At 68.1% G+C, this 23,947-nt stretch carries 25 protein-coding genes and 5 tRNA genes; 24 read left to right on the top strand and 6 right to left on the bottom strand.

The window, feature by feature from the left end:
- Positions 1-39 precede the first annotated feature (39 nt).
- The 4 genes from RTO53_RS02665 to RTO53_RS02650 all read left to right on the top strand — a co-directional run bounded on the left by RTO53_RS02665 (position 40) and on the right by RTO53_RS02650 (position 4,054).
- Positions 40-1,455 (top strand): hypothetical protein, encoded by a 1,416-nt coding sequence (locus RTO53_RS02665; RefSeq protein ID WP_312236335.1) that lies wholly within the window; start codon positions 40-42, stop codon positions 1,453-1,455.
- Positions 1,452-3,299: an excinuclease ABC subunit UvrC gene (gene uvrC, locus RTO53_RS02660; RefSeq protein WP_312236334.1), complete on the top strand. Its 1,848-nt coding sequence runs from the start codon at positions 1,452-1,454 to the stop codon at positions 3,297-3,299. The genes RTO53_RS02665 and uvrC overlap by 4 nt, the downstream gene beginning before the upstream one ends.
- 9 nt (positions 3,300-3,308) lie before the next feature.
- Positions 3,309-3,932: a CDP-diacylglycerol--glycerol-3-phosphate 3-phosphatidyltransferase gene (gene pgsA / locus RTO53_RS02655; protein ID WP_312236333.1), complete on the top strand. Its 624-nt coding sequence runs from the start codon at positions 3,309-3,311 to the stop codon at positions 3,930-3,932.
- 46 nt (positions 3,933-3,978) lie between these two features.
- A tRNA-Gly gene (locus tag RTO53_RS02650) sits at positions 3,979-4,054 on the top strand.
- An 88-nt stretch (positions 4,055-4,142) separates the two neighbouring features.
- On the opposite strand, the gene RTO53_RS02645 is transcribed toward RTO53_RS02650, so the two are convergent.
- On the bottom strand, positions 4,143-4,733 hold the full coding sequence (locus tag RTO53_RS02645; RefSeq protein ID WP_312236332.1) for a hypothetical protein: 591 nt from the start codon (positions 4,731-4,733) through the stop codon (positions 4,143-4,145).
- Positions 4,734-5,050: 317 nt separating this feature from the next.
- On the opposite strand from RTO53_RS02645, the gene RTO53_RS02640 reads away from it, so the two are divergent.
- The 7 genes from RTO53_RS02640 (at position 5,051) to RTO53_RS02610 (ending at position 8,360) form a co-directional block, all read left to right on the top strand.
- Positions 5,051-6,163, top strand: a complete 1,113-nt coding sequence (locus RTO53_RS02640; RefSeq protein ID WP_312236331.1) for an NAD(P)/FAD-dependent oxidoreductase — start codon at positions 5,051-5,053, stop codon at positions 6,161-6,163.
- Between the two features lie 231 nt (positions 6,164-6,394).
- Positions 6,395-6,470 (top strand) — tRNA-Gly (locus tag RTO53_RS02635).
- Between the two features lie 145 nt (positions 6,471-6,615).
- Positions 6,616-6,691 (top strand) — tRNA-Gly (locus RTO53_RS02630).
- A 73-nt stretch (positions 6,692-6,764) separates the two neighbouring features.
- Positions 6,765-6,838: transfer RNA gene (locus RTO53_RS02625), tRNA-Cys, on the top strand.
- Between the two features lie 186 nt (positions 6,839-7,024).
- Positions 7,025-7,474: a BLUF domain-containing protein gene (locus tag RTO53_RS02620; RefSeq protein WP_312236330.1), complete on the top strand. Its 450-nt coding sequence runs from the start codon at positions 7,025-7,027 to the stop codon at positions 7,472-7,474.
- Positions 7,475-7,560: 86 nt separating this feature from the next.
- Complete coding sequence (locus RTO53_RS02615) at positions 7,561-7,782, top strand: hypothetical protein (RefSeq protein WP_312236329.1); 222 nt, start codon at positions 7,561-7,563, stop codon at positions 7,780-7,782.
- A 341-nt stretch (positions 7,783-8,123) separates the two neighbouring features.
- A complete protein-coding gene (locus tag RTO53_RS02610) occupies positions 8,124-8,360 on the top strand; it encodes a hypothetical protein (RefSeq protein WP_312236328.1) in 237 nt (78 codons plus the stop codon).
- A 60-nt stretch (positions 8,361-8,420) separates the two neighbouring features.
- Here the strand turns inward: RTO53_RS02610 and RTO53_RS02605 are convergent, their stop codons facing one another.
- Positions 8,421-9,506: a 4Fe-4S dicluster domain-containing protein gene (locus RTO53_RS02605; protein WP_312236327.1), complete on the bottom strand. Its 1,086-nt coding sequence runs from the start codon at positions 9,504-9,506 to the stop codon at positions 8,421-8,423.
- Positions 9,507-9,508: 2 nt separating this feature from the next.
- Complete coding sequence (locus RTO53_RS02600; RefSeq protein ID WP_312236326.1) at positions 9,509-9,805, bottom strand: hypothetical protein; 297 nt, start codon at positions 9,803-9,805, stop codon at positions 9,509-9,511.
- A gap of 183 nt (positions 9,806-9,988) precedes the next feature.
- Here RTO53_RS02600 and RTO53_RS02595 point away from each other — a divergent pair, with 183 nt between their 5' ends.
- From RTO53_RS02595 to RTO53_RS02575, 5 genes are all read left to right on the top strand, one after another.
- Positions 9,989-10,426 (top strand): group III truncated hemoglobin, encoded by a 438-nt coding sequence (locus RTO53_RS02595; RefSeq protein WP_312236325.1) that lies wholly within the window; start codon positions 9,989-9,991, stop codon positions 10,424-10,426.
- 45 nt (positions 10,427-10,471) lie between these two features.
- On the top strand, positions 10,472-11,881 hold the full coding sequence (gene hemN / locus RTO53_RS02590; protein ID WP_312236324.1) for an oxygen-independent coproporphyrinogen III oxidase: 1,410 nt from the start codon (positions 10,472-10,474) through the stop codon (positions 11,879-11,881).
- 67 nt (positions 11,882-11,948) lie between these two features.
- Positions 11,949-12,905: a hypothetical protein gene (locus RTO53_RS02585; RefSeq protein WP_312236323.1), complete on the top strand. Its 957-nt coding sequence runs from the start codon at positions 11,949-11,951 to the stop codon at positions 12,903-12,905.
- Positions 12,906-12,955: 50 nt separating this feature from the next.
- Positions 12,956-13,042: transfer RNA gene (locus RTO53_RS02580), tRNA-Leu, on the top strand.
- A 71-nt stretch (positions 13,043-13,113) separates the two neighbouring features.
- Entirely contained in the window at positions 13,114-13,806 is a 693-nt protein-coding gene (locus RTO53_RS02575; protein ID WP_312236322.1) for a glutathione S-transferase family protein, read from the top strand.
- A gap of 28 nt (positions 13,807-13,834) precedes the next feature.
- Here the strand turns inward: RTO53_RS02575 and RTO53_RS02570 are convergent, their stop codons facing one another.
- Positions 13,835-14,281, bottom strand: a complete 447-nt coding sequence (locus tag RTO53_RS02570) for a phosphohydrolase (RefSeq protein WP_312236321.1) — start codon at positions 14,279-14,281, stop codon at positions 13,835-13,837.
- Between the two features lie 136 nt (positions 14,282-14,417).
- On the opposite strand from RTO53_RS02570, the gene RTO53_RS02565 reads away from it, so the two are divergent.
- The 5 genes from RTO53_RS02565 to RTO53_RS02545 all read left to right on the top strand — a co-directional run bounded on the left by RTO53_RS02565 (position 14,418) and on the right by RTO53_RS02545 (position 19,725).
- Positions 14,418-15,413 (top strand): TraB/GumN family protein, encoded by a 996-nt coding sequence (locus RTO53_RS02565; RefSeq protein ID WP_312236320.1) that lies wholly within the window; start codon positions 14,418-14,420, stop codon positions 15,411-15,413.
- Between the two features lie 111 nt (positions 15,414-15,524).
- Positions 15,525-15,980, top strand: coding sequence for a BLUF domain-containing protein (locus RTO53_RS02560; RefSeq protein WP_312236319.1), 456 nt, complete (start codon positions 15,525-15,527; stop codon positions 15,978-15,980).
- Between the two features lie 296 nt (positions 15,981-16,276).
- Positions 16,277-17,563 (top strand): nucleotide sugar dehydrogenase, encoded by a 1,287-nt coding sequence (locus tag RTO53_RS02555; protein WP_312236318.1) that lies wholly within the window; start codon positions 16,277-16,279, stop codon positions 17,561-17,563.
- A 30-nt stretch (positions 17,564-17,593) separates the two neighbouring features.
- A complete protein-coding gene (locus tag RTO53_RS02550; RefSeq protein ID WP_312236317.1) occupies positions 17,594-19,216 on the top strand; it encodes an FMN-binding glutamate synthase family protein in 1,623 nt (540 codons plus the stop codon).
- Positions 19,216-19,725, top strand: a complete 510-nt coding sequence (locus RTO53_RS02545) for a GNAT family N-acetyltransferase (protein WP_312236316.1) — start codon at positions 19,216-19,218, stop codon at positions 19,723-19,725. Before RTO53_RS02550 ends, RTO53_RS02545 begins: the two co-directional genes overlap by 1 nt.
- Positions 19,726-19,761: 36 nt before the next feature.
- Here the strand turns inward: RTO53_RS02545 and RTO53_RS02540 are convergent, their stop codons facing one another.
- Positions 19,762-21,009, bottom strand: a complete 1,248-nt coding sequence (locus RTO53_RS02540) for a TIGR03862 family flavoprotein (protein ID WP_312236315.1) — start codon at positions 21,007-21,009, stop codon at positions 19,762-19,764.
- Between the two features lie 9 nt (positions 21,010-21,018).
- Positions 21,019-21,459, bottom strand: coding sequence for an FKBP-type peptidyl-prolyl cis-trans isomerase (locus RTO53_RS02535; protein ID WP_312236314.1), 441 nt, complete (start codon positions 21,457-21,459; stop codon positions 21,019-21,021).
- A gap of 63 nt (positions 21,460-21,522) precedes the next feature.
- Between RTO53_RS02535 and RTO53_RS02530 the strand changes: the two genes are divergently transcribed.
- From RTO53_RS02530 to RTO53_RS02520, 3 genes are all read left to right on the top strand, one after another.
- A complete protein-coding gene (locus RTO53_RS02530) occupies positions 21,523-21,888 on the top strand; it encodes a DUF6164 family protein (RefSeq protein WP_312236313.1) in 366 nt (121 codons plus the stop codon).
- 54 nt (positions 21,889-21,942) lie between these two features.
- Entirely contained in the window at positions 21,943-22,707 is a 765-nt protein-coding gene (locus RTO53_RS02525; RefSeq protein ID WP_312236312.1) for a sulfurtransferase, read from the top strand.
- Between the two features lie 183 nt (positions 22,708-22,890).
- A complete protein-coding gene (locus RTO53_RS02520) occupies positions 22,891-23,877 on the top strand; it encodes an LLM class flavin-dependent oxidoreductase (RefSeq protein WP_312236311.1) in 987 nt (328 codons plus the stop codon).
- Positions 23,878-23,947 lie beyond the last annotated feature (70 nt).

The raw sequence follows: 23,947 nt of genomic DNA, 5'->3' as shown, positions 1-23,947 counted from the left end.
ACGACGATTGCATGACGCCGACTCCGGCATAATCGGGGCATGAACGTACAGCCTGTCCAGGACCTGCCTGAATTTGCCACGTGGCTCAACGCGCCACCCACCACGCTGACCGAGCTGCGCGGCCGGCCGGTGGTGCTGGCCTTCGTCAATGCCGCCTCGGTGTGGTGCGCCCAGCGCCTGGCCGAGCTGGCCCAGTGGCAGTCGCGCAACCCCGGCAAGCTGCAGTTGCTGATCCTGCAGGTGCCGCGGTTCGACTGCGAGCGCGACCCGGAGCAGGCGCTGAAGCTGCTGCGCCGCCAGGGCGTGACTGCCCCGGTGCTGCTGGATGGGGACTGGGATGGCTGGCGCCGCTTCAACGTGACCGCGTGGCCGACGCTGGTGCTGCTCGATGCGCAGGGCCGCGAACGCGATCGCCTGGTCGGTTTCGGCGGTGAGCTTGATCGGGCGCTGAACGCGCTGTGCGAAGACGGCGCGCGCGTGGCCGACAACGATCTGTCGCGGGCCCGCGAACTGCATCCCGAGCCGCGCCTGCCGCTGCTGTTCCCGACCGCGCTGGTGGTCACTACCGAACGTCTGTACATCGCCGACAGTGGCCATCACCGCGTCCTCGAGTGCAGCCACGGCGGTCGCGTGCTGCGCCAGTTCGGGCTGGGCACCGCCGACTTCATGGACGGCGGCCCCGGCGAGGCGGCCTTCCACCGTCCGCAGGGGCTGGCCCTGGAGCGCGAGTGGCTGTACGTGGCCGACACCGGCAACCACGCCCTGCGCCGCATCCATCTGCTCAGCGGCCAGGTCGATACGCTGTGCGGCACGGGCCGCCCCGGCGAGCCGACCGAAGGCGTGGTCGAGCAGCCGCGCCAGGCGGCCTTGAACCACCCGCAGGGGCTGGCGGTGGCCGACAACCAGATCCACATCGCCATGGCCGGCGACAACCGCATCTGGAGCTATCACCTTGGCCAGCGCAGCCTGAAGTGGCGCGCCGGCTCCGGTGCCATCGAGGAGCGCGACGGCAGCGGCCATGTCGCCGCCTTCGCCCAGCCGACCTCGCTGGCCGCCGTGCAGCAGGTGCTGTACGTCTGCGACGCGCTAGGCTCGTCGATCCGTGCCATGCAGCTGCGTGGCGATCTGGTGCAGACCCTGGTCGGACAGGGCATGTGGTCGTTCGGCGAGCAGGACGGCCCGCGCGCGCTGGCGCAGCTGCAGTATCCGCAGGCCATCGCGTTGAGCCCGGATGCGCCGCTGCTGTGGATCGCCGATGCCGGCAACGGGCGCCTGCGCACGCTGCGCCTGGGCGGCGGTGAACTGAGTACGCTGGAACTGCCGCGTCGCCTGCATGGCCCGGCCGGTCTGGCGCTGGGCGGTGGGGCGGTGTGGATCGCCGAGACCGACGCGCATGCCGTGCTGCGTTTCGACCCGGTCAGCGGCGTACTGAGCGACGTGCCGATCACCGAATGACCGCTTCCACCGCTCCGGCCTTCGATGGCAAGGCATTCGCGGCCCACCTGAGTACCGCGCCCGGCGTCTACCGCATGTACGCCGCCGACGACAGCCTGCTGTACGTCGGCAAGGCGCGTGCGCTGCGCAATCGCGTGGGCAGTTACTTCAACGGCACGCCCAAGACCACCCGGATCATGTCGATGCTGTCGCAGGTCGCGCGCATGGACGTGACCGTGACCCGTTCGGAGGCCGAAGCACTGCTGCTGGAAAACCAGCTGATCAAGTCGCTGTCACCGCGCTACAACGTGTCCCTGCGCGACGACAAGACCTATCCGCAGGTGCTGCTGACCCGCGAGGACTGGCCGCGCATCGCGCTGCATCGCGGTCCGCGCGCGGTGCCGGGACGCTACTACGGCCCGTATCCGGGCGTGACCGCCGTGCGCGACACGCTCAATCTCATGCACAAGCTGTTCAAGCTGCGCAGCTGCGAGGACAGCGTGTTCCGCAACCGCTCGCGGCCGTGCCTGCAATACCAGATCGGCCGCTGCAGCGCGCCCTGCGTGGACTTGGTCAGCGCCGAGGACTACGCCGAATCGGTACGCCGCGCGTCGATGTTCCTGGAAGGCAAGAGCGACCAGCTCGCGCGCGAACTGGGCACGCAGATGCAGGCGGCCAGCGAAGCGCTGGAATTCGAGCAGGCCGCGCGTCTGCGCGACCTGGTCACCGCGTTGCGCAGCATGCAGACCCGTCAATACGTGGACGGCCGTGCCGCTGATCTGGACGTGCTGGCCTGCGCCACCCAGGGCGCCAATGCATGCGTGATGCTGCTGGCCTTCCGTGACGGCCGCAACCTCGGCACGCGCCCGTTCTACCCGCGCACCAACGGCGAGGAAAGCGCCGAGGAAGTGCTGGCCGCCTTCGTCTCTCAGTATTACGTGGAGCACTCGCCGCCGCGCGAGATCCTGCTCGACCGCGAGATCCCCGACGCCAGCCTGATCGAATCGGCGCTGTCGGCCTCGGCCGAATACAAGGTGCAGTTGAAGTGGAACGTGCGCGGCGAGCGCGCCGGCTATGTCGAGCTGGCCAGTCGCAACGCGCAGATCACGCTGGTCAGTGAGTTGACCAGCCGCAGCGCGCAGCACGCGCGCAGCGAAGACCTGCGACAGATGCTCGGCCTGGCCGAGCAGGTCAAGCGCGTGGAGTGCTTCGATATCAGCCACACCATGGGCGAAGCCACCGTGGCCTCGTGCGTGGTGTTCGATGCCAGCGGGCCGGTACGCAGCCAGTACCGCCGTTTCAACATCAGTGGGATCGAGCCGGGCGACGACTACGCCGCGATGCGCCAGGCCATCGAGCGCCGTTTCCGCCGCGCGGTGGAAGAAGACGGCGTGCTCCCGGACCTGCTGCTGATCGACGGCGGCGCCGGCCAGCTGGGCCAGGCGCAGGCGGCCCTGGCCGACCTGGGCGTGGAAGGGGTGATGCTGGTGGGCGTGGCCAAGGGCGTGGAGCGCAGGGCAGGGCACGAGGCGCTGGTGCTGCCCGATGGCCGCGAACTGCGTCCGGGGGCGGCTTCACCGGCCCTGCAGTTCATCCAGCAGGTCCGCGACGAAGCCCATCGCTTCGCCATCACCGGCCACCGCGGACGCCGCCAGAAGGCGCGCATGACCAGCAAGCTGGAAGATATCGCCGGCATCGGCCCACGGCGTCGCGCCAGCCTGCTCAAGCATTTTGGCGGCCTGGTCGGGCTCAAGGCCGCCGGCGAAGCGGAAATCGCGAAAGTGGAGGGCATCAATGACGCCCTCGCTGCGCGCATCTACGCTAACCTTCATGGACTGCCCACGCCCGACGCGGCGGGCGAGTAGAGAGATGCGATGAAGTTGACCCTCCCCACCTGGCTGACCTTGCTGCGGATCCTGATGATCCCGGTGCTGGTACTGGTGTTCTACCTCCCCTACAAATGGACCAATTTCGCCTCCGCGGCGATCTTCGGCCTAGCCGCGATCACCGACTGGCTGGATGGCTGGATCGCACGCCGCTACGACCTGGCGTCGGCCTTCGGTGCGTTCCTGGATCCGGTCGCCGACAAGCTGATGGTGGCCGTGGCGCTGTTCCTGATCGTGCAGGGGCATCCCACCGCGTGGATGGCGGTGTGGGCGGCGGTGATCGTCGGCCGTGAAATCGCGGTTTCGGCACTGCGCGAATGGATGGCCGAGATCGGCCAGCGCGCCAAGGTGCGCGTGGCATTGATCGGCAAGGTCAAGACCACCGCGCAGATGGTGGCGCTGCTTTGCCTGCTCTATTCGGTAGCCCCGCATACGCCGATGAACGAGATCTGGATGGGCATCCCGGTGTTCCACATTGGTGATTGGACCCTGGCGATCGCCTCGATCCTGACCCTGTTCTCCGGCCTGCAGTACCTGCACGCGGCATGGCCGAGCCTGCGCGAGGACGAACGTGCGGCGCGTGAAAACGCACGCGCGAGAAAGAATGGCTGAGGGCTGTTGACACCTGCGCATTTGGTTGTAGAATTTCGCCTCCCAAGCGGGAATAGCTCAGTTGGTAGAGCGCAACCTTGCCAAGGTTGAGGTCGCGAGTTCGAGTCTCGTTTCCCGCTCCAGATACGGTCTCCACCGGCAATCCATCGCCGCGTGGTGCAACGAAAAAAGCGACCTTCGGGTCGCTTTTTTCGTTTCTGCTGTTGGCCCTCACGGTTTCTGGCTGACGTCCATCCTGTTGCAGTCGTCCACTACCAACCTGTCCTGCGCAACGCGCACGCAGCGCGCTTGCGTTGCCTCCAGTGCGGACCCCGGCAGGCGTGCCACCCACGGAAACGGCAGCGTCGTCGCGTTGCCCGAAGGCGCGTCCAGTTCGCCGCCCAGTTCAAGCGTGTCCAGGCAACTCTGTACCAGCAGCCGATCGAGCAGTATCACGCGGTTGCCCTCGATGGTCAGCAGCGCCAGATAGTCTTCGGTCCCCGCGCCGCAGTAACCCGTCGGCCGGGAAGGATTGGACGGTACCCGCACATACAGCACCGTGGCCGGGCGCGTGTCGAGCACGAAACCGCTGTTGCTGGCCGGGATCAGAACCGTCGATCGCCCGATCAAGCGGCGCAACGACGCATCCAGGGTCAACGCGCTGTTTCGCGATGCCGAGCGCAGGCGTGCGCCGGGGCGATCGCCCACGGTAATTTCAAGCCGTGCAGCGTGCGGCAGCGCGAACGATGCGGGCGCTGCCGATGCGGCCGCGCCCAGCAACAGCCCGGCGGCGACGAGGATGGCCCGCAGGGTGGTTTTCATCGACCTCCTCCTGTGCGGGCGCTGCACCAGCTGCGTAGCTCCTGACGATCGAATCCAGGGCAGGGGGTGTCCACGCGACAGCATCATCATTGCGTTGGAGACCACGTTCGTCGTCACACAGCCGATGACCCTGCCGCCGAACCGCGCAGCGAGGGGGTAGCGGGAGATCGTGGGCAGGCCAAGCGTCATGCCCTGGATTGTTACATGGCCACGCCGAGGGCCGGCTGCACGCTTCATACCCACTTCACCGGCACTTCATGGCCTCCCCGCCGGCCGCCCGGATCCTGTGCCCCTCGCTTCCGCAGGACGGCATACGCATGGACATTTCTTCTTCCGCCTACGACTGGGACCTTGTCGTGATCGGCGCCAGCTTCGCCGGCGCGGCCTGTGCACTGGCCGCCGCGCAGTACGGGCTGCGCGTGTGCGTGCTGGAGCGCAAGGCCGATCCCGGCGCGCGCCTGCATACCACCGGCATCATCGTGAAGGAGGCGATCGAACAGACCTGGCTCGGACGCGCGCCCGCCGAACTGCTGCAGCGCGTGGAGCGCGTGCGTCTGTACGCGCCGAACCTGCGCAGCGTGCTGCTGGCCGCGCCCGGGTACTACTTCATGACCACCGACACGCCCAACCTGCTGCGCTGGTTGTCTGCCGAACTGCGCGGCAACGGCGTGGCGCTGCGGCTGGGGCAGGCGTTCACCCAGGCGCAGCGTGACGGCAACGGCTGGCAGGTCGAGGGGGCAGGGCGGACGCGTTACCTGATCGGCGCCGACGGCGCGACCTCGCGCGTTGCCCAGCGCACCGGACTGGGCCGGGTGCGGGACAACCTCTACGGCGTCGAGCAGGAATTTGCCGGCGTGCAGCTTGCCGAAGCCGGCGCGCTGCACTGCTTTGCCAGCAAGCGCTTCGCCCCGGGCTACATCGGTTGGGTGGCACAGAATCCCACCGGCGTGCAGGTAGGCCTGGCGTTGCGCCACGATGCGGCCAACGCGCGGCAACCGGACCTGGCCGGCTTCCTCCAGCACGTGGGCAGCGTGGTCGGCCTGCCGACTTCGGCACGGCCCAGCGCCACGCGTGCGGGGCTGGTGCCGTGCGGGCTGCCGGACGGACCGATAACCGCCTCCGGCGTGATCCTTACCGGCGATGCGGCCGGGATCGTCTCGCCGTTGTCGGCCGGCGGTATCCATTCCTCGTGGCGACATGGCTGGGCGGTCGGCGACGCGGCGGGGCTGCACTTGCGTGGCAAGGGACCGCCGGCGGAAACCGTCGCGCGGCAGGCTGCCCCCGCGTTCCGTCGCAAGCGGCTGATGCGCTGGGCGATGGATCACCTGCAGATGGACTGGCCGCTCAATGCGGCGTTGCGGTCCGGTGCGATGCGACGGATGGCCGAGCAGGTGTACTTCCATCGGCGTGGCATGCGGGTGGGCGCGTAATGGCCGGGCCGGCCGGGGCGGCTGTCCGCCTGCGGCACGGCGCGTTGCTCACCGGCGGTGCGTGCAATCGATCGCCGCGGCAGGCATCTCCCGATGCGGGTCCTTTCTGCTGAACACGGCTGTTGACGGCGTGAAGGAATCCCGACACAATAGCGCTCCTTCGACGCAGGTCGATGGGCCGACAGCCTCCAGCGCCTCACGGTGCGGTGCGGTCGGGGCAAGCGAAAGTCTGCGGGAATAGCTCAGTTGGTAGAGCGCAACCTTGCCAAGGTTGAGGTCGCGAGTTCGAGTCTCGTTTCCCGCTCCAGATTTCGACAGGGCCCCTTCGGGGCCTTGTTTTTCTCCGCGGTGGCACGCGGGCGTCCCGAGCGGCCTAGCCGTTGGGATGTGAAAAAAAGTGTGAAAAGGCTGGTGTGCTATCGGTGGTTTCGGTAAGATACGCGCCTGATTTTGCGGGAATAGCTCAGTTGGTAGAGCGCAACCTTGCCAAGGTTGAGGTCGCGAGTTCGAGTCTCGTTTCCCGCTCCAAATCCAGACCAGGCCCCGTTCTCGGGGTCTTGTTTTATCGGGGTATGATGTCCCGGTAAGCGGTAAGGTCACCGGCCTGGTGGCAGAGTGGTTATGCACCGGACTGCAAATCCGTTGAGATGGGTTCGATTCCCGTCCAGGCCTCCAGATCGAAACACGCTCAAAGCCCGCGAAAGCGGGCTTTCTGCGTTTCCGACCCAGCCTCGACAAGCCGAAAATCCTGCAGCGTACGCTGGCGCGTTTGCCCCGCTGAAATGATGAATTGTTCAGCCGCGCACTTTATTCAGGTGGCTGAAAGTGACAGCATGACGCGTCATTTTCAGGATCAAGCCCATGCCTCTTCGTGCGATCGCCTACATCAGCGAGGCGTCCGCCGGCTTGTCGGCTGCCGGTCTGGATGCGCTGGTCGAGGACGCGGCCCGCTTCAATGCCGTGGCCGGGGTCACCGGCGTGCTGCTGTTCGATGGTGAACGCTTCCTGCAGTACTTCGAGGGGCCGGAGGATGGGATCGCCGCCGTGCACGAACGCATCCTGCACGCCCGCAGCCACCAGGCCATCGTCGAGTTGAACCGCGGCTCCGTGTCGGAGCGCAGCTTCCCTTATTGGGGCATGCGCTGGCTGGCCGTCGAGGCTGGCCTGATCCAGCAGTTGGCGATCGGCGACTGGACGGGCTTCTCGCGTCGCCTGGACGACGGTCCGGGCGCGGGCAGCGCACTTGAGCAGTTGCGGACGCTGGTGACCCGTTTGTTCGGCGTGTCCCCGCAGGCGCAGGCCGTCGGCTGATCGCAGCAGTGGGCGGTCGGGGCCTTCACCCGTTCAGGACGATGGCCTGCCCAAGATGGGCATCGATTGTCCTGTGAGGTTCTGTCATGGCTCTGGCCCTGTTGTTCGCCGCCGCCGGTGTACCCGGTTCGTTCTGGGATTCGCCCAGCAATGTGAGCGGGGTGATCTGGTTGTTGATCGGGCTGGCAGGCATCGGGTTCTCGCTGGTGCTGGGCAAGGCACTCAAGCGCTTCAATCCGCTGGTCTGGATACTGCTGCTGGTGGGGATCGCCATCGGCCTCTACGGCGCCTGGCGGATGGCATCCTGAGCCATCCGGTGGTCCGGCCGGCCAGCCGCCGCCGGAAATGACCGCGCTGCCCTTGCGACCGGTTGTCGCAAGGGCTTGAATCGCTGCGCCTGCAGCGGTCTACTGACATCACGTTGTCAGCAAGTACGGCGCATGCTGCCTGCCTCGGGGGATGCAGGTTGAGTGAACGGTTCAGCGACGCCGCTGCCCGGATCCGTGTGCCGGTTGACTTGGCGCGAAGACCGTGCAAATTTTGGGTGAAATGCAAGTGAATCCTTCGCTGTCTTTGTTGTTTTTGCGCGGCAGGCTGCAAACAGGGTGGTTGCTCGTCTCCACTGCGGGGCAAGTCCAAGGGAGGTCGTATGCAATACGGCGTACATGACTTGGCTGATGGCGTGCGCACCGAGCTGGAAGCCAGTTACAGCAAGCATGGCTGCGGCCCGGAATTCTGGACGACCTATCAACAGGTGCTGGAACGGCTGGTGCCCAAGGGCCGCAGTCGTACCCAGGTCACCAACGAACTGGCGTTGATCATCGAGCAGCTCGGCATTGTCCGGCGGGCGCAGATGGTGCCGCCGCGTACCACGCGCGCGCGCTGATACCGGTTGGGGGACCGGTGCCGTCGATCGATGGCAGGCGGGGAGCGGGGGTCTGGCGGTCTACAACCGAAGCACACCGATACCCAGCAGCACCAGCAGGGTGCCCAGCGCTGCCAGCGTGCGCGGCCGCAGCCAGCGGCGTGCGTGTTGCTGTACCCCATTGGGGCTGGCAGGGCGGATCAGCCCGGTCGGGAAGTGCCATGCGCGCATCTGCGCGTCGCAGGCATCCACGCAGGCGCCGCAGGCGATGCAATCGGGGTGCGGCCCGCTGCGGATATCCAGTGCCATCGGGCAGACCGCCACGCAGGCATCACAGTTCACGCAATCGCCCAGACGATCCTCGGGAAAGTTCGGCATCGGTCCGGCCAGGGCCGGATGCGCGGCGCGGAAGGCGTAGTCGCTGGCACTGACCGGATCGAGCAGGCCGCGCCCGCGCTGGATCACCCCGCCCTGTCCGGGGGCACGCGGGCCACGCGGTTCGCCGCGGCGTGCGTCGTAGTGCACCTGCGGCGTATCGGCGTCGCACAGGCTCGGGCAGAGCCGCGCATACGGGCACAGGTCGATGCACACCTGCTCGCGCAGGAAGCCGGCATTGCCCCACGTGGCCAGCGCATAGAACATCACCCAGAACGTCTGCCAGCCACGCCATGCCGGTGGCCACAGGCCCGCGACCAGGTCATGGATGGGACTGAACAGGCCCACGAAGGTCACCCCGGTCCACAGTGCCAGCAGCGCCCAGGCCAGGTGCTTCACCGCGCGCGCCAGCGCTGGCCGACGCAGGTGCCGGGCGCTGCTGCGCTCGATCCAGCCGAACATGCCGCTCCACAGCGTCTGCGGGCAGCCGTAGCCGCACCAGACCCGTCCCGCGACGTTGGTCAGCAGCATCAGGCCGACGGCCAGGACCGCCAGCAGCCCGAGCAGCACGCCCAGGTCCTGTGGCCACAGGGTCAGTCCAAACAGGTCGAAGCGCCGGTTCGGCAGATCCAACAACAGCGCCTGGCGGCCCTCCCAGCGCAGCCACGGCAGCAGATAGAACCCGGCCAGCAGCGCGGACCAGAGCAGCGCGCGCCAGCGCAGCGCAGCGCGCGGACGCGGCAGCGGCGCTGCAGACGGCGGGACCACATGCAGGTGGAGGCGGCTGGGCATGGTCAGCCCAGTGGCACATCGTCGTCGTTGCGGCGCAGCGGCCGCAACAGGTACCAGGTGACGCTGCTGGCTGCAGCGGTCACCGCCCAGAACATGAAGAATCCCAGCGTATAGCCGAGCTCGCGGCTGATTGCGTGCTGCGGGAAGCTGATGTCACGCAACCGCAGCGGATCGACAAAGGCGAAGAACACCATGCTGGCCAGGCCGGCGGCGACGAAACTGGGCCACAGGATGGCGCCGCAGTGCTGAATGAGCAGCCGGCGCCGGCTGGCCTCGGGCGGGTCGTGCAGGTCGGTCATTGCAGCCACGGTCAGGAGGGAGGGGCAGGGCGCGGCTATACTCCGGGCCGTCATGAACCGGGTGCGCGGCGCCTGTCTGTACGCACAGACTAGGGCGCGCGATCCACCCCGACATTGATCCTGATCAAGCCGCTGCGCGGCCCCTGCGCGCATGCTGCGCACCATCGGCCGTCGAGGAATGCCATGCCCGATCCATCCCCCTCCCCGCTGCCCACGCCTTCGCTGGCGCTGTGCAGCGAACAGCAGGTGACCCGGCTGGTGCACGACTTCTATGCGCGCGTGCGCGACGAACCCCGGCTGGCCCCGGTGTTCGCCGCGCGCGTGGACGACTGGGATGCGCACCTGGCGCAGCTGGTCGATTTCTGGTCGGCGATGCTGCGTGGCACCCGTCGCTTCAGCGGCGCGCCGATGCCCAAGCACATGGCCATGGACGAGCTGGACCGCGATCTGTTCGACCGGTGGCTGGCGTTGTTCCGGCAGACCACCGCCGAATGCGGCAATCCGCCGATGCAGCGCCTGGCCGACGATGTCGCCGCGCGCATCGCCGATACCTTCTGGCGCCGCTTCCAGATGCTGCGCTGGCCACAGCTGCCCGTGGTCGGGGCGTCGCGGCTGGATTGATCTGGCGCAATGCGCGCGCCGGGATACGCGCGCAAGCTTGCAGGCATGGACACGATCTCGCCTGCCGCCGCCGGGCTTGCCTGGCACTTCGACCCGGAACTGCTGCGTCGCCACGACCGGCCCGGCCCGCGCTACACCTCCTATCCGACCGCGCCGCATTTCCATGATGGCTTCGGCGAACACCAGCTGCGGGCGGCGATCAGCGCCAGCAACGCCGGCGCCCGTCCGTTGTCGTTGTATGTGCACGTGCCGTACTGCAGCAGCCCGTGTTTCTACTGCGGCTGCAACCGGGTGATCACCCGCGACCACGGCAGGGGCGTGGCCTATGTTGCGCGCGTGCTCAGCGAAGCGGACCAGATCGCACCGTTGTTCGATGCCTCGCGTGAGGTGATCCAGCTGCACCTGGGCGGTGGCACCCCCAACTTCCTGCCCGCCGCGCAGCTGCGCGAGCTGGTCGACGGCCTGCGCCAGCGGTTCGGCTTCAGCAGCGCGGCCAGCCGCGATTTCTCGATCGAACTGGACCCGCGCTTCGTCAGCCGCGCCGATATCGCCACGCTTGCCGAGCTTGGCTTCAACCGCGCCAGCCTGGGCATCCAGGATTTCGATCCGGTGGTGCAGCGCGCGATCAACCGCGAGCAGGGCGTGGAGCAGACACTGGACATCCTGCGCGCCTGCCGCGATTACGGGATGCGCTCGGTCAACGTGGATCTCATCTACGGTCTGCCGCACCAGACCCTGGCCGGCTTCGCGCAGACCCTGGAAACGGTGCTGCGCGAGCGCCCGGACCGCCTGGCCATCTATGGCTATGCGCACCTGCCGCAGCTGTTCAAGGCACAGCGGCAGATCCCCGACGAGGCACTGCCCAGTCCCGAACAGAAGCTGGCCCTGCTGGGTCTGGCGGTGCGCCGGCTGTCGCTGGCCGGCTACCAGTACGTGGGCATGGACCACTTCGCGCTGCCCGACGAAGACCTCTCGCAGGCGCAGCGCGCGGGCCAGCTGCATCGCAATTTCATGGGTTACACCACCCATGCCGATACCGACCTGGTCGGGCTGGGCGCCAGCGCGATCAGCCACATCGGTGACAGCTACAGCCAGAACCCGCGCGACCTGCCGGGCTGGGAGGCGGCGGTGGATGGTGGACGGCTGCCGGTCTGGCGCGGCCTGCAGCTGGATGCCGACGATGTGCTGCGCGCCGAGCTGATCGGCGAGCTGATGTGCCACGGGGAAGTGGACGGTCGCGCGCTGGCCCGGCGCCACGGCGTGGACTTCGACGACTACTTCGCCGATGCGCTGCACCGGCTCGATGCCCTGCAGCGCGATGGCCTGGCCGAGCATGTCGACGGCGTGGTGCGCAGCACCGAACGCGGCCGACCGCTGTTGCGCCTGCTGGCGATGTGCTTCGACCGCTACCTGGCGCGCCCGGACCAGCCGGTGCGGTACTCGCGGGCCATCTGAGCACGCGTCATCGGGACGGACACGCGGCTGTAGTACGCTCCGCTGGCCTCGATGAGCGGAGCGGTGGATGAAGAAGATGCTGTTTTTCTGGGCGGCCTACCTGCTGTTCTTTGCGATCGCGTTCCCGTGCATCCTCTACTACGGCCTCGGCTATCCGGTGGACGACGTCGACCGGGTAGCACCGCGCTGGGGCTGGCTGTTGCTGGCGCTGTCGATTGCGCTGTGGGCCGTGCCGGCGTGGGCGTACGTGTGGACGCTGCTGGTCGCGCCGTTCCGAGCGCGGGCGCGTTCGCACGCGATCCAGCGCGCGGCGATCCGCCGGCGCGCGCGCGTGGTCAACGCGCAGGACACCGGACGGCAGATGCGCGGTTGGCCGGTGTGGAATCTGACCCTGGCCTTCGACAACCTGTCGGGTACGCCGATCCAGGACGAGATGCTCGCCGTGGACAGCAAGCCGCAGCTGCAGCGTTTTGCCGTGGGCAATACCGTCGACGCGCTGCTCAGCGACGATCCCGGGCGGTACCCGAATCTGCTGCTGGAAGCGGCGATGCCCGAAGTGGACCATGCCCGGGTGATCCGCCGCGGCGTGATCGGGGTGCTGCTGCTGGCGCTGTTGCTGGGGTATTACGCGTGGTCGTGGCGCGACCAGGGCCAGGGGCAGGGATGGACCTTCCTGCAACTGTGGCACCCGCTGATCGTCATGCCCGCGAGCCTGTGTTTCTACCTGCTGCTGGGGTGGCTGTTCACCCGCGTGGTCGGGATCGATCGCCGCGCCGAGGCCTTGAATTACCGCGGGATCGGCACCGAGGCCCGGGTCGTGCAGGTCCGCGAGACCGGCACCGAGATCAACCAGCGACCGCAGTTCGAATTCAGCCTGGCGTTCGAGGACCGCCAGGGCCGCACGCATGCCGCCACCGTGCGCAAGGTTTTCAGCCTGCTGGACCTGGGCCGCGTGCCACGCGAACGGGCCCGCATCCTCTACCACCCGGACGACCCCTCGCAGGTGAGCATGCCCGACCCCTGAGCCGTTGCATTCCCAAATCGGGCCGGATCAGGCACCCTATGCGCGCCGTGGCCCGGATGGCGAAACTGGTAGACGCATCGGACTTAAAATCCGCCGGAGGCAACTCCATGCCGGTTCGATTCCGGCTCCGGGCACCATCGGTGTGACGTAACCGCGGCGATGTTTGCCGCTAGCATGGTGGTTCCCTCCTGGCCACGCAGCGACCGCCATGCTCACCCTCTACATCGGCAACAAGAACTACTCGTCCTGGTCGATGCGCCCATGGGTGCTGATGACCCAGGCCGGGATCGCGTTCGATGAAGTGTTGCTGCGCTTCGACAGTTTCGATCCGGATTCGCAGTTCAAGCGCCAGGCCACGGCGCTGTCGCCCGCGGCCACGGTGCCGGTGCTGGTGGAGGGCGATCTGGTGGTGTGGGACACGCTGGCGATCGCCGAGTACCTGGCCGAACGTTTCCCGGACACGCACCTGTGGCCGCAAGCGGTGGCCGAGCGCGCCCACGCACGCAGCGTCTGCGCGCAGATGCACAGCGGCTTCGGTGCGTTGCGCCAGTACTTCCCGATGAACATCGAGGCTGGCCTGCCCGAGGTTGGCGCACGCGTGCTGCGTGAGCAACCAGCGGTGGTGGAAGATCTGCAGCGGCTGCAGTCGCTGTGGGAGGGCCTGCTGGCGCGGCATGACGGTGCGCTGTTGTTCGATCGTTTCAGCATCGCCGATGCGTTCTTCGCACCGGTGGTGATGCGCCTGGCAACTTATGCGTTGCCGGTCACGCCGCGCGTGCAGCGTTACCTGGATGCGGTGCGGGCCTTGCCGGGCGTACAGCAGTGGGTGGCGGGCGCGTTGGCCGAGCAGGATTTCCGTCCCTTCGAAGAGCCTTACCGGGACGCGCCGGCCTGGCGATGACGGCGCGCGCCACCGTGCCGGGCGGCAGTCAGACCGGCACGGACGGCGGCGCGGCGCCCAGTGCCCGCAGTGCGTGGGCGTACTTGTCGGCCAGCCGTTGCTGCACGTCGGCCGCAAGGTAGCGAAGGCGCGCCGGGTCGCTGTTGTCGGCGATGTCGGCCAGCTTGACCTTCAACGCCAGCGGGTTGGCGCGGATGGCGGCGTAGTAGTCCTCCGCCGGCAGGTCCTCGCGCCGGGTCAGGCAACGCACCGCCGCACGGATGTGCGCCGGGAACGCGCCCACTTCCGCAGCGAACGCAGGGCAGTCTTCGACCACATCGTGCAGCCAGGCCACCGCCTCGGCGTCGGTGTCCCCCCGCACGCGGGCCGCCACGCGGGCGACATGGCCGATGTAGGGCTGGCCGGCCTTGTCGATCTGGCTGGCGTGGGCGCGGCGGGCCAGGGCCTCGGCATTGCGCAGGGTATCGATGGGCATTCTCCTTGTGACCGGTCGCTGCATTATGCGTGCGGCGGCCAAACGCAAACTTTACGCAGCCGCGCGCGCGTCCCCGTAGGCTGCGCTCGACCCCGACACAGGCAACGGCAGCATGGCGAGCAAGGCACGGACAGGGATGGCAGGCGTGTTGGCCGCAGCGATGCTGTGCGCGGCGGGTGTACAGGCGCAGGCGCCGCCCCACGGTGCGCCGCCGACGGTGGTCGACCTGGCGCCGGTGGTGGTGTCCGGCGTACAACCCGGACCGGGCATGTGGAAGGTGAGCGCCGCCGACGGGCACGTGCTGTGGATTCTGGGCACGGTATCGCCGCTACCGGCCAAGCTTGAGTGGCGCGCCGACGAGGTCCAGGCGGTGATCGCCAGCGCCGGCGAAGTGCTCGGCGCGCCGGGCTGGACTGTCGATGCCGATGTCGGTTTGTTCAAGGGCCTGACCTTGTTGCCCTCGGCCATGAAAGCCGCGCACGATCCGCAGGGACGACGGCTCGAGGAGATCCTGCCGGCACCGCTGTATGCCCGCTGGCTGCCACTCAAGCAGCGCTATCTGGGGCGCGATGGCGGGGTGGAAAAGGACCGTCCGCTGGTCGCGGCGACCCGCTTGTATGCCGAGGCGTTGAAGTCGGTCGGGCTCGGCCGCGGCACGCCGGTATCGGCCATCCTGGAAAAGGCCTACAAGTCGCGCGGGTTGAAGCCGGTGGTGACCCGGGTGGTGATCAAGGTCGATGATCCGCGCCAGGCCCTGAAGGAAGTGCGCGCCAGCACGTTGCAGGACGTGCAGTGCTTCCAGCGCACGCTGGACGTGGTGGAGCACCAGCTGCCGCTGCTGGTGGAACGCGCCAATGCCTGGTCGATGGGCGACACCGAGGCGCTGCAGCGGCTGGCGGTGCAGAGCCAGTACGACGCGTGTGTCGGGGCGGTGGCCGACAGCGAGTTCGGCCGACGCCGCGGGCTGGCGGGCGTGGAGCAGCAGGCGGCCGACAAATGGCTGCAGATGGCGCGCGCGGCACTGGGCCGCAACGCGACCACGTTCGCGGTCGTCCCGGTGCATTCGCTCGTGCAGCCCGGTGGCTATCTGGCCCGTCTGGAGCAGGCCGGATACCGGGTTGAAGCACCCTGAGCCTGCGGCATCCGGACGCAGGTCGGCGTGTGCTGGCGCGCACAGTTTTCATCTATCTAGGCGTACAGGTTCGTGGCATAGTCAGGGCAGTCAACAGGGGGCTACACCTGCATGCCTTTGCGTGCGATCGCCTATACCAGTGTCGCTTTCGAGGGGATCCAAGCGTCGGATATCGATCGGATCCTGATGGCGGCATCCAGTTTCAACAAGGTGGCCGGCGTCACCGGGGTGCTGATGTTCGACGGCACCCGTTTCCTGCAGTACTTCGAAGGACCCGAAGACGGCGTCGATTCGGTCTACCAGCGGGTGGTCAATGCGCGCAGCCATCTTTACCTGCGCGAGCTGGCGCGGGGCGCGGTGGCGACGCGGCATTTCCCGCGCTGGACAATGGCCTCCGCCGCGATCGAGCCGGTTGTGCTCACCGGCATGATCGAACGGCCGTGGGAGGATTTCAGCGTGGCAGCACCGGCCCATGACCAGGGCCCGGTCGGCTTTGCGCGACTGCTCGAATTGTGGACCGGTGTTTCCGGTGAGCTGGAGCCGGCGGCGGTGATGCTGGGCTCGTAACGGAAGGATTCTGTCCTCGTAACACGATACTCACGAGTGGTTGCCTACTATCTTCCTACCAGCTGTGACCGGTCCTGCGGAAATTCCGTCAGGCTGTTCTGAAAGGGTAGTAACCGCAGCTGGACCACTTGTTGGCCGTCGTCCGTACTCTCCGCGGGCGGCGGCTTTGTTCTTTGTGGCGGCGGCACTCCCGCGTTAGGCTTGCATTACTCGTTCCCTGGCGTCGCCCCCTCCATGAGTTCTTCCCGCCTGTTGCGTTCCCTTGTCCGAACCCGCCCCGCGCGGAGCCAGAGCTGATGGGCGCTGCGGTGGGCGCTGCCGTACAGGCACGCATCGCGGTGATCGGCCTGGGGTACGTCGGCCTGCCGCTGACCGTTGCCTTCGGGCGCCGTCAACCCACGCTGGGCTACGACATCGATCGCGCGCGCGTGCTGGAACTGCAGCGCGGCCACGACCACACTCTGGAGACCGAAGCCCACGAACTGGCGGCGGCGGTGCAGGCGCGCTACAGCGACGATCCTGCCGAGCTGGCTGGATGCAACGTGTACATCGTGACCGTGCCGACCCCGATCGATGCTTTCGAACAGCCCGATCTGGCGCCGCTGCGCAGTGCCTCCACGCTGATTGCCGGCGTGCTCAAGCCGGGTGATCTGGTCATCTACGAATCCACCGTGTACCCGGGCACGACCGAGGAAGTGTGCGTGCCGTTGCTGGAAGCGGGGTCCGGCCTGCGCTTCAACGAGGATTTCTACTGCGGCTACAGCCCGGAGCGGATCAATCCGGGTGATCGCCAGCGGCGCCTGGCGGACATCCGCAAGATCACCTCCGGCTCCACCGCCGAGGTCGCTGCGGTGGTCGATGCGTTGTACGCCGGCATCATCACCGCCGGCACCTGGCCAGCACCGTCGATCCGCGTGGCCGAAGCGGCCAAGGTGATCGAAAACATCCAGCGCGACGTCAACATCGCCCTGGTCAACGAGCTGGCGCTGATCTTCGACCGGCTCGGCATCGATACCCAGGACGTGCTCGACGCGGCGGGGAGCAAGTGGAATTTCCTGCCGTTCCGGCCCGGCCTGGTCGGCGGCCACTGCATCGGCGTGGACCCTTACTACCTGCTGCACAAGTCCGAGAGCGTGGGCTATCACCCCGATCTGATCCACACCGCCCGCCAGGTCAACAACCGGGTCGGCGCGCACGTGGCGCAGCGGGTGCTGGACCTGCTGGCCGAGCGCGGCAAGGCACCGGCCGACGCACGCATCCTGGTGCTCGGGGTGACGTTCAAGGAAAACTGCCCGGATCTGCGCAACAGCCGCGCGCTGGAACTGGCACAGACGCTGCAGGCCAGCGGTGCGCACGTGGACGTGCAGGACCCCTGGGTGGGCCCGGCGGCGCTGGCCGGCAGTGGCGTGCACTGGGTGGAGCGGGCCGAACCCGGCGCGTTCGACGCGGTGGTGCTGGCGGTGGCGCACGAACAGTTCCGGGCGTTCGACGCCACCGCCATCCGTGCCCTGCTCACGCCCGGCGGCGTGGTCTATGACGTCAAATCGGTATGGCCGCGGGACGTGGTGGACGGCCGGTTGTAGACTCGAACGCGTTATTGATCGAGGAAAGCCATGCATCGTTATCTGGTTTACATGCTCGCCATCCTGCTGTTTCCCGTGTGCCTGTGGCTGGCCACGATCTGGCCGGCGTGGTACTGGGGGGTGGGCGTGACCGCCGCGCTCGCGATTCTGGGCACCTGGGATCTGCTGCAGAAGCGCAGCACGTTGCGCCGCAACTACCCGGTGATGGCGCACTTCCGCTATGGGCTGGAATCGATCGGTCCGGAGATCCGCCAGTACTTCGTGCAGAGCGATCTGGAGGACGTGCCGTTCTCGCGCCAGCAACGCGCGCTGATCTACCAGCGCTCCAAGAATGAAATGGACGTGGTGCCGTTCGGCACGCTGCGCAGCACCTATGCGGTGGACTACGAATGGATCAACCATTCGCTGGCGCCGACCGAGATCGCACACAGCGATTTCCGCGTGCTGATCGGGCCCAACTGCGCCAAGCCGTATTCGGCCAGCGTGTTCAATATTTCGGCGATGAGTTTCGGCTCGCTGTCGGCCAATGCGATCCGCGCGCTCAACGAAGGCGCGCGGCGTGGCAGTTTCTACCATGACACCGGCGAAGGCTCGATTTCGCCGTATCACCGCGAAATGGGCGGTGATCTGGTCTGGGAAATCGGCTCGGGCTACTTCGGTTGCCGTGGCGATGACGGGCGTTTCAGCGAAGAGAAGTTCGTCGCCAACGCCACCCATGACCAGGTCAAGATGATCGAGATCAAGCTGTCGCAGGGCGCCAAGCCCGGCCATGGCGGGGTGCTTCCGGCAGCCAAGGTCAGCGCGGAAATCGCGATCACCCGCGGTGTGCCGATGGGCGTGGAGTGTGTGTCGCCGTCCAAGCATTCCGCGTTCAATACCCCGGTGGAGCTGCTGCAGTTCGTGGCGCGGCTGCGCGAGCTTTCCGGGGGCAAGCCGGTCGGCTTCAAACTGGCCATCGGCCACCCCTGGGAGTGGTTCGGCATTGCCAAGGCCATGCAGGAAACCGGGCTGCTGCCGGACTTCATCGTGGTCGATGGCGCCGAAGGCGGCACCGGCGCGGCCCCGGCCGAGTTCGTCGACCATGTCGGCGTGCCGATGCACGAAGCGCTGCTGCTGGTGCATAACACCCTGGTCGGGCTGGACCTGCGCGAGCGCATCAGGATCGGCGCGGCGGGCAAGGTCACCAGCGCGTTCGAGATCGCCCGCACCATCGCGCTCGGCGCGGACTGGTGCAACGCCGGGCGTGGCTTCATGTTCGCGCTGGGCTGCATCCAGTCGCTGAGCTGCCACACCGACAAGTGCCCGACCGGTATCGCCACCCAGAACCCGAACCGCTGGCGTCACCTCGATGCCACGGACAAGGCCACCCGTGTGCACAGCTACCACGACAACACCGTGCGCGCGCTGCGCGACCTGCTGTGCGCGGCCGGCCTGAACCACCCGTCCGAGCTGGGACCCGAGCACATCCTGCGGCGGGTGTCGCCGGTGGAGATCCGCTCGCTGGCCTCGCTGTACCGTTACCTGAGTCCGGGCGAGCTGCTGCGGCAGGTGCCCGACCACGCCGTGTTCCATGATTACTGGGGCGATGCGCGCAGTGACTCGTTCCAGCCGCCGGCGCGGATCCAGGCGCTGCGCACGAGCAAGTCGCGCTGATGGCCGGTGCGATCCGACCGCCACAGGAGGCGCCTGCCACCGGGCAGGGCCCGACCGTGCGGCGTGGACGCCCCGAGGAGGCCGATGCCCTGTGGGTGCTGCGCACGCGCTGCGTGCGCGAACTGTGCAGCGCAGCCTATCCGCCCGAGGTGATCGCGCCGTGGGCCGCCTCGCCGCCGCCGGCGCATTACCGTGATCTGATCGGGCAGGGCGGCTGCATCGTCGCCGAAGACGATGCGGGCACGCTGCTGGGCTACGGCGTGATCGATCAGCAGGGCAACGAGATCGATGCGTTGTTCGTCGACCCCGACTGCGGCGGCCGTGGCATCGGCAGCGTGCTGATGCACGCGCTGCAGGTACTGGCCGATCCGACCCGCCCGCTGCTGCTGTCGGCCTCGCTCAACGCGGTACCGTTTTACCTACGGGCCGGATTCAAGCCCCTGCGCGAAGAAAGCTACCCGCACCCCAGCGGCGTCGCCCTGGCCTCGGTACGCATGCAACGCGGGTAATGCCCGAAAGCGCCGGCCAGCGGCCGGCACTACCGGTCACAGCTTCCGCAGGTATTCGATTACCCCACGTCCCGCACGCAATCCGCTCGCATAGCACGCGGTCAGCAGATAGCCACCGGTCGGCGCCTCCCAGTCCAGCATCTCCCCGGCGCAGAAGGTGCCCGGCAGATCCCGCAGCATCAACTGCGCATCGAGCGCTTCCAGCCGCACGCCGCCGGCGCTGCTGATCACCTCGGCGATCGGACGCGGGCGCAGCAGCGGGACCGGCAGGCGCTTGAGCGCGGCGGCGATGCGCGGCGCCGGCAATTGCCCGGCGTCCTTGCCCAGTATTTCGAACAGCAGCGCCGACTTGACCCCGCCCAGGCCCAGTTGGCGACGCAGGTGCTCGCCGAAACTGCGGCCCTGGCGCGGACGCTGCAGCTTGTCCAGCACCTGCGCTTCGGTCTGGCCCGGCAGCAGGTCCAGGTGCAGTTGCACCTGTCCGTCGCGGGCGAGGGTGTCGCGCAGGTCGGCGGCCATCGCGTAGACCAGGCTGCCTTCGATGCCGTCGGCACTGATCACGCACTCGCCCTGCTGCGACCGGGGCTGGCCGTCCAGTGCGGTCCAGTAGGCCACCACCGGCTTCAACGGGGCGCCCGCCTGGCGTTCACGGAAGTAGGCGGTCCAGTCGATGTCGAAGCCGCAGTTGGCCGGCTGCAGGGGGGCGATATCCACGCCACGCGCGGCCAGCGGCGCCACCCACGCGGCGTCGGAACCCAGCTCGGGCCAACTGCCGCCGCCCATCGCCAGCACCACCGCATCGGCGTGTGCGCCGACCTTGCCGTCGGGCGTGTCGAAGCGCAGCGCGCCATCGTCCCGCCAGCCGGTCCAGCGGTGCTGCACATGCAGGCGCACGCCCTGTTCCTTCAGGCGTCGCACCCAGCCGCGCAGCAGCGGGGCGGCCTTGCGGTCGACCGGGAACACCCGGCCCGAGCTGCCCACGTAGGTGTCCACGCCGAACCCGCGCGCCCACTCGCGCAGCGCCGGCCCGTCGAAATCGGCCAGCCATGCACCCACCTCGGCCGCGCGCTCGCGGTAGCGCGACACGAACAGATCCTGCGGATCGGAATGCGTCAGGTTCAAACCGCCCTTGCCGGCGATCAGGAACTTGCGTCCCGGCGACCCTTTGGCCTCATACACATCGACGTGGTGGCCGGCCGCGCGCACGGTTTCGGCGGCCATCAGCCCGGCCGGGCCACCGCCGATGATCGCCACGCGTCGCGCCGCGGTGTCTGGACTACGCATGCGGCAGACTCAGTTCGGCGTGACGTCGAGCAGCTCGACATCGAACACCAGCGAAGAACCCGGGCGGATCGGGCCGGCACCACGGTCGCCGTAGCCATACTCGGCCGGGATCATCAGGGTGCGCTTGCCGCCCACCTTCATGCCGGCAAAGCCTTCGTCCCAGCCCTTGATGACCTGGCCCGCGCCAAGGTTGAAGGTGAAGGGTTCGCCGCGGTCGACCGAGCTGTCGAACTTGTCGCCGTGCTTGTCGGCGGCGCGCTCGTCGTAGATCCAGCCGGTGTAATGCACGGTCACCTTGCTGCCGGGCGTGGCCTCGGCACCGGTGCCCGGCTGGGTATCGATCTTCTCGAACTGGGCGATGCTGCCACCCGGCGGCGGGCCAGGCGGGGTGCAGCCGGCGAGCGCCAGCAGTGCCAAGGGAGCAAGCAGGTAGGAGGACAGGCGACGCATGGCGGCTCCGGATCGCAAAAACGGGACGCAAGGGTAGCGCATCGCCGGGCGCTATCATGGGGCATGTCGAAACTGCTGCTCAACCTGCGCAACGTCGCGGACGATGAAATCCAGGACGTGACCGCCCTGCTGGACCAGGCGGGCATCGCCCATTACCGCACCGACCCCAGCCCGTGGGGCATTTCCTGGGGCGGCATCTGGATCCGCGACAATGAGGACCTGCCGCGCGCCAAGGCGCTGATGGCGCCCTACCAGGAGGCCCGCGGCGTGCGCGTGCGCGCCGAACGGGAGGCCGCGCTGCGTGATGGCACCGCCGAAACCTTCGCCAGCCTGCTGCAGCGTCGACCGCTGTTCGTGGTGGCGATGCTGCTGGGCATGGTGGCGGCGGCGGCGCTGGTGCTGCTGCCGTTCGTGCTGCTGCGCGGCTGAACCACCGCCGGCAGTGGGCCGGGCGCTGCGGCCGGCGCGATTTATAATGGGCCGATGATCGCCAACACCGCCGCCTACCACTTCACCCCCATCACCGACCCGGACGCGCTGTGCGCGACCCTGCTGGAGCGGGCAACCGCCGCGGGCCTGCGTGGCACCATTCTGGTCGCGGGCGAGGGCATCAACCTGTTCCTGGCCGGCAGCGCGCCGGGCATCGACGGCTTCTACGCCGCGCTGCGGGCCGACCCGCGTTTTGCCGACCTGCGGGTCAAGACCAGCTACAGCCAGATGCAGCCGTTCGCCCGGCTCAAGGCCAAGGTCAAGCCGGAAATCATCAGCTTCCGCATCGATGACGGCCAGCCGCTGGCCTATCCGCGCGCGCCGTCGGTCGATCCGGCCACCGTGCAGCGCTGGCTGCGTCAGGGCCACGACGATGCGGGCAAGCCGGTGGTGATGCTGGACACCCGCAACACCCAGGAAATCGAATACGGCACGTTCGAGGATGCGCTGGTGCTGCCGATCACCAAGTTCACCGACCTGCCCGACGCGCTTGCCCCGCACCGCGAGGCCCTGCGCGACAGCACCGTGGTCAGCTTCTGCACCGGCGGCATCCGCTGCGAAAAGGCCGCGCTGTGGATGCGCAACGACGGCATGGACAACGTGCTGCAGCTGGACGGCGGCATCCTGGGCTACTTCGAAGCGGTGGGCGGGGAAGGGTATGCGGGCCGCTGTTTCGTGTTCGACGAGCGCGTGGCGCTGGATGCCGAGTTGAAGCCGCTGGTTGATGCGGCCGACGCCGAAGCGGTCACGCGCAGGTAGGTAGTGCCGAGCCATGCTCGGCAACCCATCCACAACCGGCCACAACCCGCCCACTGGCGGTCCGGGCCTCATCCGGCAACCTCACGAACCCGAACCGCAGGAATCAGCGTCCCGCTGCCGGCACTGGCGGCACCTCGCCCCCGGCCCCATGTCGGTGGCATGACTTCTGGATGGAACGCGCGCATGCAACTGTCGATTCTTGATCTGGCCCCGGTCTGTGAGGGCAGTGACACGACCCAGGCCTTCGCCAACATGCTGGACCTGGCCCAGCACGCCGAGGGCTGGGGTTTCCACCGCTACTGGCTGGCCGAACACCACAACATGCCGGGCATCGCCAGCGCCGCCACTGCGGTGCTGATCGGCCACGTGGCCGGTGGCACCCGGCGCATCCGCGTTGGCGCCGGCGGGATCATGCTGCCCAACCACTCGCCGCTGCAGGTGGCCGAGCAGTTCGGTACGCTGGCCTCGCTGTACCCGGACCGCATCGACCTCGGCCTGGGCCGTGCGCCGGGCACCGACCAGCCCACCGCCCGCGCGCTGCGCCGCTACTTCGACAGCGCCGACCAGTTCCCGCAGGACGTGCGCGAGCTGCTGCACTACTTCGAACCGGCGCAGGCCGGGCAGGCGGTGCGGGCCGTGCCCGGCGCGGGCATCCCGGTGCCGGTGTGGCTGCTCGGCTCCAGCCTGTTCAGTGCGCGCCTCGCCGCCGCGATGGGCCTGCCGTTCGCCTTCGCTTCGCACTTCGCGCCCGATGCGATGGACCAGGCGCTGGCCGTGTACCGCAGCGAGTTCCGTCGCTCGCAATACCTGGACGCGCCGTATGCGGTGCTCGGCCTGAACGTGGTGGCCGCCGAATCCGAAACGGAGGCCAAGCGCCTGTTCACCACCCAGCAGCAGAGCTTCGTCAATCTGCGCCGTGGCAAGCCGGGCCTGATCCCGCCGCCGATCGACGACATCGAAGCGTTCTGGCAGCCGCATGAAAAGCAGGGCGTACAGAGCGCGCTGGCCTGCGCGGTAGTGGGCGATGTGCGCCAGGTCGGCGAGGGCATGGCGGCGTTCGCCGCGCGCCACAAGCCCGATGAGATCCTGATCACCGCCAACATCTACGACCACGCCGCGCGCAAGCGCTCGTTCGGTCTGGCGATGCAGGCGTGGAAGGCGAACGGGTAAGCGCGCGCCACCACCACGGTGGAGCCACGCCATGCGTGGCTGACGTAACCCCCGCCTCGTTCAAGGTGCA

Source organism: Stenotrophomonas sp. (assembly GCF_031995405.1).
Classification (GTDB): domain Bacteria; phylum Pseudomonadota; class Gammaproteobacteria; order Xanthomonadales; family Xanthomonadaceae; genus Stenotrophomonas.
This window is presented reverse-complemented; position numbering and strand designations above follow the sequence as displayed.

Bases quoted from the DNA above. Each gene is read 5' to 3' on its own strand.
- RTO53_RS02665 (WP_312236335.1), top strand. From the start codon at position 40: ATGAACGTACAGCCTGTCCAGGACCTGCCTGAATTTGCCACGTGGCTC.
- uvrC (WP_312236334.1), top strand. From the start codon at position 1,452: ATGACCGCTTCCACCGCTCCGGCCTTCGATGGCAAGGCATTCGCGGCC.
- pgsA (WP_312236333.1), top strand. From the start codon at position 3,309: ATGAAGTTGACCCTCCCCACCTGGCTGACCTTGCTGCGGATCCTGATG.
- RTO53_RS02645 (WP_312236332.1), bottom strand. From the start codon at position 4,733: ATGAAAACCACCCTGCGGGCCATCCTCGTCGCCGCCGGGCTGTTGCTG.
- RTO53_RS02640 (WP_312236331.1), top strand. From the start codon at position 5,051: ATGGACATTTCTTCTTCCGCCTACGACTGGGACCTTGTCGTGATCGGC.
- RTO53_RS02620 (WP_312236330.1), top strand. From the start codon at position 7,025: ATGCCTCTTCGTGCGATCGCCTACATCAGCGAGGCGTCCGCCGGCTTG.
- RTO53_RS02615 (WP_312236329.1), top strand. From the start codon at position 7,561: ATGGCTCTGGCCCTGTTGTTCGCCGCCGCCGGTGTACCCGGTTCGTTC.
- RTO53_RS02610 (WP_312236328.1), top strand. From the start codon at position 8,124: ATGCAATACGGCGTACATGACTTGGCTGATGGCGTGCGCACCGAGCTG.
- RTO53_RS02605 (WP_312236327.1), bottom strand. From the start codon at position 9,506: ATGCCCAGCCGCCTCCACCTGCATGTGGTCCCGCCGTCTGCAGCGCCG.
- RTO53_RS02600 (WP_312236326.1), bottom strand. From the start codon at position 9,805: ATGACCGACCTGCACGACCCGCCCGAGGCCAGCCGGCGCCGGCTGCTC.
- RTO53_RS02595 (WP_312236325.1), top strand. From the start codon at position 9,989: ATGCCCGATCCATCCCCCTCCCCGCTGCCCACGCCTTCGCTGGCGCTG.
- hemN (WP_312236324.1), top strand. From the start codon at position 10,472: ATGGACACGATCTCGCCTGCCGCCGCCGGGCTTGCCTGGCACTTCGAC.
- RTO53_RS02585 (WP_312236323.1), top strand. From the start codon at position 11,949: ATGAAGAAGATGCTGTTTTTCTGGGCGGCCTACCTGCTGTTCTTTGCG.
- RTO53_RS02575 (WP_312236322.1), top strand. From the start codon at position 13,114: ATGCTCACCCTCTACATCGGCAACAAGAACTACTCGTCCTGGTCGATG.
- RTO53_RS02570 (WP_312236321.1), bottom strand. From the start codon at position 14,281: ATGCCCATCGATACCCTGCGCAATGCCGAGGCCCTGGCCCGCCGCGCC.
- RTO53_RS02565 (WP_312236320.1), top strand. From the start codon at position 14,418: ATGGCAGGCGTGTTGGCCGCAGCGATGCTGTGCGCGGCGGGTGTACAG.
- RTO53_RS02560 (WP_312236319.1), top strand. From the start codon at position 15,525: ATGCCTTTGCGTGCGATCGCCTATACCAGTGTCGCTTTCGAGGGGATC.
- RTO53_RS02555 (WP_312236318.1), top strand. From the start codon at position 16,277: ATGGGCGCTGCGGTGGGCGCTGCCGTACAGGCACGCATCGCGGTGATC.
- RTO53_RS02550 (WP_312236317.1), top strand. From the start codon at position 17,594: ATGCATCGTTATCTGGTTTACATGCTCGCCATCCTGCTGTTTCCCGTG.
- RTO53_RS02545 (WP_312236316.1), top strand. From the start codon at position 19,216: ATGGCCGGTGCGATCCGACCGCCACAGGAGGCGCCTGCCACCGGGCAG.
- RTO53_RS02540 (WP_312236315.1), bottom strand. From the start codon at position 21,009: ATGCGTAGTCCAGACACCGCGGCGCGACGCGTGGCGATCATCGGCGGT.
- RTO53_RS02535 (WP_312236314.1), bottom strand. From the start codon at position 21,459: ATGCGTCGCCTGTCCTCCTACCTGCTTGCTCCCTTGGCACTGCTGGCG.
- RTO53_RS02530 (WP_312236313.1), top strand. From the start codon at position 21,523: ATGTCGAAACTGCTGCTCAACCTGCGCAACGTCGCGGACGATGAAATC.
- RTO53_RS02525 (WP_312236312.1), top strand. From the start codon at position 21,943: ATGATCGCCAACACCGCCGCCTACCACTTCACCCCCATCACCGACCCG.
- RTO53_RS02520 (WP_312236311.1), top strand. From the start codon at position 22,891: ATGCAACTGTCGATTCTTGATCTGGCCCCGGTCTGTGAGGGCAGTGAC.